At 49.8% G+C, this 6,052-nt stretch carries 8 protein-coding genes; 7 read left to right on the forward strand and 1 reads right to left on the reverse strand.

The window, feature by feature from the left end:
* Positions 1-211: 211 nt before the first annotated feature.
* The 7 genes from QZ375_RS10185 (at position 212) to QZ375_RS10215 (ending at position 5,815) form a co-directional block, all read left to right on the forward strand.
* Positions 212-769, forward strand: coding sequence for a hypothetical protein (locus QZ375_RS10185; RefSeq protein ID WP_295218661.1), 558 nt, complete (start codon positions 212-214; stop codon positions 767-769).
* Positions 770-848: 79 nt separating this feature from the next.
* Positions 849-1,160, forward strand: a complete 312-nt coding sequence (locus QZ375_RS10190) for a PadR family transcriptional regulator (protein ID WP_365728848.1) — start codon at positions 849-851, stop codon at positions 1,158-1,160.
* Positions 1,161-1,223: 63 nt separating this feature from the next.
* Positions 1,224-1,778 carry a DUF1700 domain-containing protein gene (locus QZ375_RS10195; protein WP_295218664.1) on the forward strand — a complete coding sequence of 185 codons (555 nt, stop codon included), beginning with the start codon at positions 1,224-1,226 and terminating at the stop codon, positions 1,776-1,778.
* A gap of 27 nt (positions 1,779-1,805) precedes the next feature.
* Positions 1,806-2,843 carry a DUF4097 family beta strand repeat-containing protein gene (locus QZ375_RS10200; RefSeq protein WP_295218667.1) on the forward strand — a complete coding sequence of 346 codons (1,038 nt, stop codon included), beginning with the start codon at positions 1,806-1,808 and terminating at the stop codon, positions 2,841-2,843.
* Between the two features lie 618 nt (positions 2,844-3,461).
* The gene (locus tag QZ375_RS10205) at positions 3,462-4,232 is read left to right on the forward strand and encodes a hypothetical protein (RefSeq protein ID WP_295218670.1); all 771 of its coding nucleotides are present in this window, start codon (positions 3,462-3,464) and stop codon (positions 4,230-4,232) included.
* A 9-nt stretch (positions 4,233-4,241) separates the two neighbouring features.
* Positions 4,242-4,934 (forward strand): class D sortase, encoded by a 693-nt coding sequence (locus QZ375_RS10210; RefSeq protein WP_295218673.1) that lies wholly within the window; start codon positions 4,242-4,244, stop codon positions 4,932-4,934.
* On the forward strand, positions 4,931-5,815 hold the full coding sequence (locus QZ375_RS10215; protein WP_295218677.1) for a hypothetical protein: 885 nt from the start codon (positions 4,931-4,933) through the stop codon (positions 5,813-5,815). Before QZ375_RS10210 ends, QZ375_RS10215 begins: the two co-directional genes overlap by 4 nt.
* Before the next feature lie 49 nt (positions 5,816-5,864).
* On the opposite strand, the gene QZ375_RS10220 is transcribed toward QZ375_RS10215, so the two are convergent.
* The coding region (locus QZ375_RS10220) for a hypothetical protein (RefSeq protein ID WP_295218680.1) at positions 5,865-6,052 on the reverse strand (188 nt) is incomplete at its 5' end.

The following is a 6,052-nucleotide window of genomic DNA, read 5'->3' on the forward strand; positions in this document are numbered from 1 at the left end:
GTTGCACGCCGGCGTGCAACTATGAACTCGAATTTACATAATATCTTATGAATATTTACATCCGGATCTAAAAATTCCATGATTTGGTTTGACAAACCCTATTCGCCGTGATATAATATACATAGATCATATATTATACGTTGTATAGTATTATAGACATAAAAAAATCCGGCATAAAACCGGAAAATCAGAATACTGGAGGGATGTAAAAATGCAGGAATATTTGTTTGTACTGCTAAGTCAGACAGGAACGAACGTATCCCGACTGATTCAATTATTTACAAGAAAACCGTATAATCATGCTTCTATTGCCGTAGACCTGACTTTAGACGAAGTTTACAGTTTTTGCCGAACCCATTGTCATTTTCCGCTGCCGGCAACATTTAATCAGGAAGTGATCGGAAAGGGGACATTTGGGCTGTTTTCGACGATCCCATGTGAAATTTATGCGATTCCGGTATCTTCGGAATCCAAACAGAAATTTCTTCAATACCTGGAACATTTCAAAATTTCCCGTTCTCAATATTCCTATAATCTCCTGGGGCTGTGCACGACCTTTTTGCATATCCGCTGGAGCAGACAAAACAAATTACACTGTGCAGAATTTGTAGCAAGACTCCTTCAATATACCGGTGTGGAACTGGAAAAACAACCGTCCTTGTATACACCAGATGATTTACGATATATTCCGAATGCACTGCTGATTTATCGCGGTGAACTAAACCGGTATTATTCTGAAAAAAAGCAGTGTGTTCCATTCGCATCATAATTTTTCAAAAGGCAATATCGCACAAAGATTACGCAGTATTGCCCTAAATTCCACTTTATCCCACCCAGGAGGTGATATTTTGTCTGCATTTCCCATTGGAGCAACGCTTCTAGACGCCATGGTGCTGGCAGTCGTGACACAGAAAGACACCTATGGATATCAGATCACAAAGGATATCCAGGAGCACTTTGCCGTATCGGAATCGACCCTGTACCCGGTGCTGCGGCGGCTGCAAAAAAACGGCAGTCTGACCACCTACGACCGCCCCTACCAGGGCAGAAACCGCCGCTATTACCGCATCACCGCCACAGGAAAAGCATTGCTGGACCAGTACCGGAAGGACTGGCACGATTATAAAAGCCAGGTAGATTTTTTCCTGGATTCGCAATAATCTGAAACGACGAGAGCAAGCATCCGCCGCATATCATCTCATTTTACGCCAAGGAGGATTTCTATGACCACGCAAGAATACTGCGCCCAACTGGAACGGGCGTTATCTCCCATGCCGCCGGAGGAGCGGCAGGAAACCATACGCTATTATCTGGAATTCCTGGAAGAAGCAAGTGACGAAGAACGTGCAAAGCTGGGCACACCAAAAACACTTGCCGCCCGGATTTTACAGGAAAATGGCATATCCCCTCAGCCGCAGCCCCAGATGCCGCCGCAAAAAAAATCCGGCAATGCCGGAAAAATCATTGCATTGGCTGCTACATTTTACATCTGGCTGCCTTTGCTGCTGGCATGGTATGTCATCCTGCTGTCGGTGATCATTGTCATTGCATGTATCCCCATTTCCTTTGCCGCCACACTGCTGGGCGGCATCCTGTACTTTGTCTTGATGCTGTTCTATGACATTCCCACAGCCCTGCTCCTGCTGGGCGCAGGAGTATTCAGCGCCGGTGTGCTGATCCTGCTCTGGAAGCCCCTCTTCATCGCCATCTGCGCCATTGCAAAATTCGCCGTATTCACCACCAAAAAGCTCTGGTTTGCCCTGTTTCCGAAACAATAATTCCCCCGACGAAAGGAGAAAAAACATATGAAACCATGGATCATTGCCGGTCTGTGCTGTATGGGCGCAGGTCTGGTGCTCGGTACGGCAGCCATTGCCGCCGGTGTATTTGATCAATCCCGTTATCTGAAAAATCTGGATCTCATCGACCAGACTGATACCCCCGAAGAGGAGTTCCACTCGGTCATCATTGATGCGGAATATGCAGACATCACCATCCAACCCGGCGAAACTGTTTCTGTGGAGGCGAAATATATTGAAGCGGATACCTACAATGTCACCGTCCAGGACGATATATTGCAGATCCAGCAGGAATACCAATGGAAAAACAAGTGGTATCGTCACTTCCAGCTGGGACCCATTTCCATACCCAGGTCAAAAATCATTGTGACCCTGCCGGAAGAATCCTATCAGGCCATTTCCGTAGGTGCTAGCTGCGGTGATTGTAACATTTCCGACCTGACCGCAAGCACGATCTCTGTAGACGCCGACTGCGGCAAATGTGTTATTCAGAATGTAGACGCCGCAAGCTGTACTGTGATCTGTAACCTGGGCGATGTGACCATAGCCGACAGTACCATAGACGGCACGGCCATGTTGGATGCAGACTGCGGCGAGATCACATTGGAAGAAATGACCATCGGCAATGTCTGCAAAGTCGAAGCAGATCTGGGAGACGTAAACCTGACCGACATGACCTGCGGCAGCTCTGAGATCACTCTGGACTGCGGCAATCTCACCATGACAGACTGCACAGAAACCGACAAGGACAAAGACAGCACCGCCACTTTGTCCCTGGGCGATCTGAATCTGAAAAATTGCACCCTGTATCAGCTTTCCTGCGAGCTAGACTGCGGCAGTATGGATGTCAGAAGGACTGCCCTTTACGGAAATACTGTCATTACCGCAGATCTGGGAGACATTGATCTGAACCTGCTGGGCAAAAAATCCGACTATAACGTCATTTCCTCTTTCGCCGACAGCGATTACAGCAATTCCAAAAATGTCGTGGAAATCGCAGGAGACAGCGATATGGTAGACGTTTCTGTGTCGTTTACGGAATAAGCGCCGCAGGCGGCAATGAAGTTTTTTGATCCAGCAATTTTTCAAAAATGCTGGCTCGCCATCCTTGGGCGAGTCTGCCGATGCCACTTCCGCTGGGCATCGGACTGGCGAGGTCCAGGGCGAGGAGCCCTGGTCGCTGTCCGCAGACAGCGAAATACCCCGGCGCATCCTTTTGCGTCACAGAGAGGGTGGTGAGAAAAAGCGACAGCTTTTTCGAGGAGGGACGAACAAGACCGTCCCTCCTTGTGAAACCATTTCAGTAAGTTAAACCTTGAAAATGTCCCGGTGGGACGTTTTCAACGAAACAAAACGAAACAAAATAATAGGCAAACCTGCGGGCGAACACAGTTCGCCCCTACAGTAGGCTTCTATAATGTTTCAAGAACGGCAGGAGCAAGCCCCTGCCCTACGCTATTGCAGATTCTTTCGTAAACAATCATAGACAATATTTACCACTTCATGAAAAAGGTCTTGCTTTTTTGGCGGAAATCCTGTATAATGAAAGGAAGCGGACATTTTTTGCGTCTGCATGTTCTCATAGGGGTATTTCTTCTGGCAGATCAGCCGGGAGAACAGAGAACACATACGAACCAACCAATTTTGGGAAAGGATCTCAATATGAAAAAACATACCAAACAAATTGCCGGGCTGGTCTGCGGTCTGGGACTGCTTCTGGCTGCCGGCGTGGGCAGTATGACCGCCTCCGCTACGACCGTGGGAGATGTCATTGCACATGCCTATGCCGTAGGTCTGCCGGAATCCCAGATTCAGGCGTGCATCAACCAGTACAGCGGCGGTACTTACACCTCTGAACAGTGCGATCAAGCGATCGCTGCGCTGGATCAGTGGGCAGCAGAACGGAATAACGCTGTCGATGATGTGATAAACAACGGTACTACCACTGCCGGCGGTGATTCTACAACCCAGACTACCACAACTGCCGCCGGAAATGCAGCAGGTGCACAGACGACCACCAAAGCCCCCACGGAACAGGAGTTCATCAACATGTCCCTGGACGAAAAAGTGAACTATGTGAACAGCCTGCCCTCTGACCAGCGCACAAAGTTCATCGACAACATGAGCAACGATGTGCGCAACAGTTTCCTCAAGCAGATGGACACCAGCAAGCAGTTGGAGATCGTCTCCAGTATGCTGGATGTGGGAGACGCCTTTGGTCTGAACTATTCCGTGGACTCCATTTCTGACGGTGCACTTGCCATCAGTGCCCGGGATGCAGACGGCAATCTGGTGAGCGTTTCCACCTTCGGCGATACTGTGGAAGCCACAGGCATTCCTTATACCGTACCCGTTCTGGTGGGCGGCGGTGCGATTCTGCTGGCAGCTGCCGGACTGGGCGTTGTCCTGGTGCGCAGTTCCAAGAAACAGTGAGGAGACGCCATGAAAACTGAAAAAAATAAGACAAATCTGCCCCTGGCGGCACAGTTTCTGCTGCCGGTGCTGATGACGATACTCTGCGGCGGCATTGTGTTGCTCTGCGCCATCCGCCCCTATGAGCTGGGAAAAACTTATCTCCGTGTGGGCTTTATGGACGGCAGCGGCACGGTTTCCCAGGGCGGCACTGCCGGGCTGAACATTGTGGAAACGGATATTGATACAAACTATACCGGTGAGGCTTCCCCGGAGGGAGATGTTATCATTCCGGCATACGGCAGCCAGTGCGCCGTGCTGGAAAGCGAAGCCATTGACCTGTATGTTCCCGTCTACTGGGGCGGCGGCTCGGAGCTGCTGGAACAGGGTGCATGTCATACGCCGGCATCGGCTGCTCTGGGCAGCACGGGAAATTCTGTGATCAGTGCCCATGTGAATACCTTTTTCCACGATCTGAACCAGCTGGAGGTGGGTGATGTTATCACGGCATACACCACCTACGGCAAATTCACCTATGAGGTGTCGGAGCTGATCGAGTTCGACTCCTCTGACAAGTCCCATCTGAAAAAGACCGAGGACGACCGTCTGACCTTATACACCTGTGAAATGCAGCTTCTCGGCTCTTCGTCCAAACGTGTGGGCGTTGTGTGCAAGCTGACGGACAAGGCGTTTTACCAGACTGCGGAAGGAGGCACCCAATGAGCAAGAACAAATCCGGTGTGGGCAGCCTGCTGCTCCGTCTGGCGCTGAGTATCCTGCTGGTGTTCACGCTGCTGGGCACTGTGGGCGGCGTACTGGGCAGATATGTTACGGCATCCTCTTCCTTGCTGGTATCCCAGCTGGAAAAGCAGAATGCCGCACAAAAGGCACACGATTCCTTGCAATCCAAATTTGACATGGAATACAACACCACTGCCGTTCCGGCGGAGGTGTATATGGATGTGGTCACCGTGGCGTGGATGGAAGATGCCATGGAACTATGGGTCACTGGCAATTACTCCCAGGCAAATGGTAATAAAACAGACCCATCTATTGATTTTACCGCTCTGGAGGAATCCATTACAGCATATTTTGAACAGTATGCGGAAGAAAACAACTACGAAAAGGACGACACCTACACAGAAAAGCTGTCCGAAACCATTGCCAATGCAAAAGCGGCAGTGCAGGACGCCGTAGATGTCTACCACATTCAGACCATGCGAGACGCCGGCATCTGGGGGAAGGTCTTTGACCACCGGCATCTGCTGACACTGCTGGCGGTGGTATGCGGTGTACTTTCTCTGGTATTGGCAGGACTGTTGGCGTTCCTGAAGAACCGCCCCTGCTATTGGATCGGTACAAGCTTGTTTGCAGATGGTGTTCTGCTGATCATTCCAACGGCGTGGGTGTTGGGTTCATCGGTGATCTCCCGGTTTGCCCTGAAAGAACCGGCGGTTTATGCCGTCTTTACGGGTACTATGACAGCGTTGGTACAGACTGTGCTGACTGTGGGTATTGTTCTACTGGCGGCAGGATCGGTGCTGCTGGTGGGCAGCATATTTCGGGATAGAAGAACACCGCTGGAGAATGACGAACGAGCATAAGTATCCGAACGAATGGCGACATTGATACCGTAACTTTATCGATTGGAGTTTATGGCATTCGTATTAAAGGTGACAGATAAATTTGCACAGTTAGATGTAAAATACAACGAAGCCTTACAGCAACCACAGCAAATTGAAGCCCAGAATTATGAGATAGAGTTTGTAAAGAGTATTCTTTAACATGATTCTTATTCTTTATGAGCATTCCTCTTTGGGCGGAGATCTGATGCTCACAGA

The organism is Ruminococcus sp., assembly GCF_019417665.1.
In the GTDB taxonomy this organism is placed as follows: Bacteria; Bacillota; Clostridia; order Oscillospirales; family Ruminococcaceae; genus Ruminococcus_C.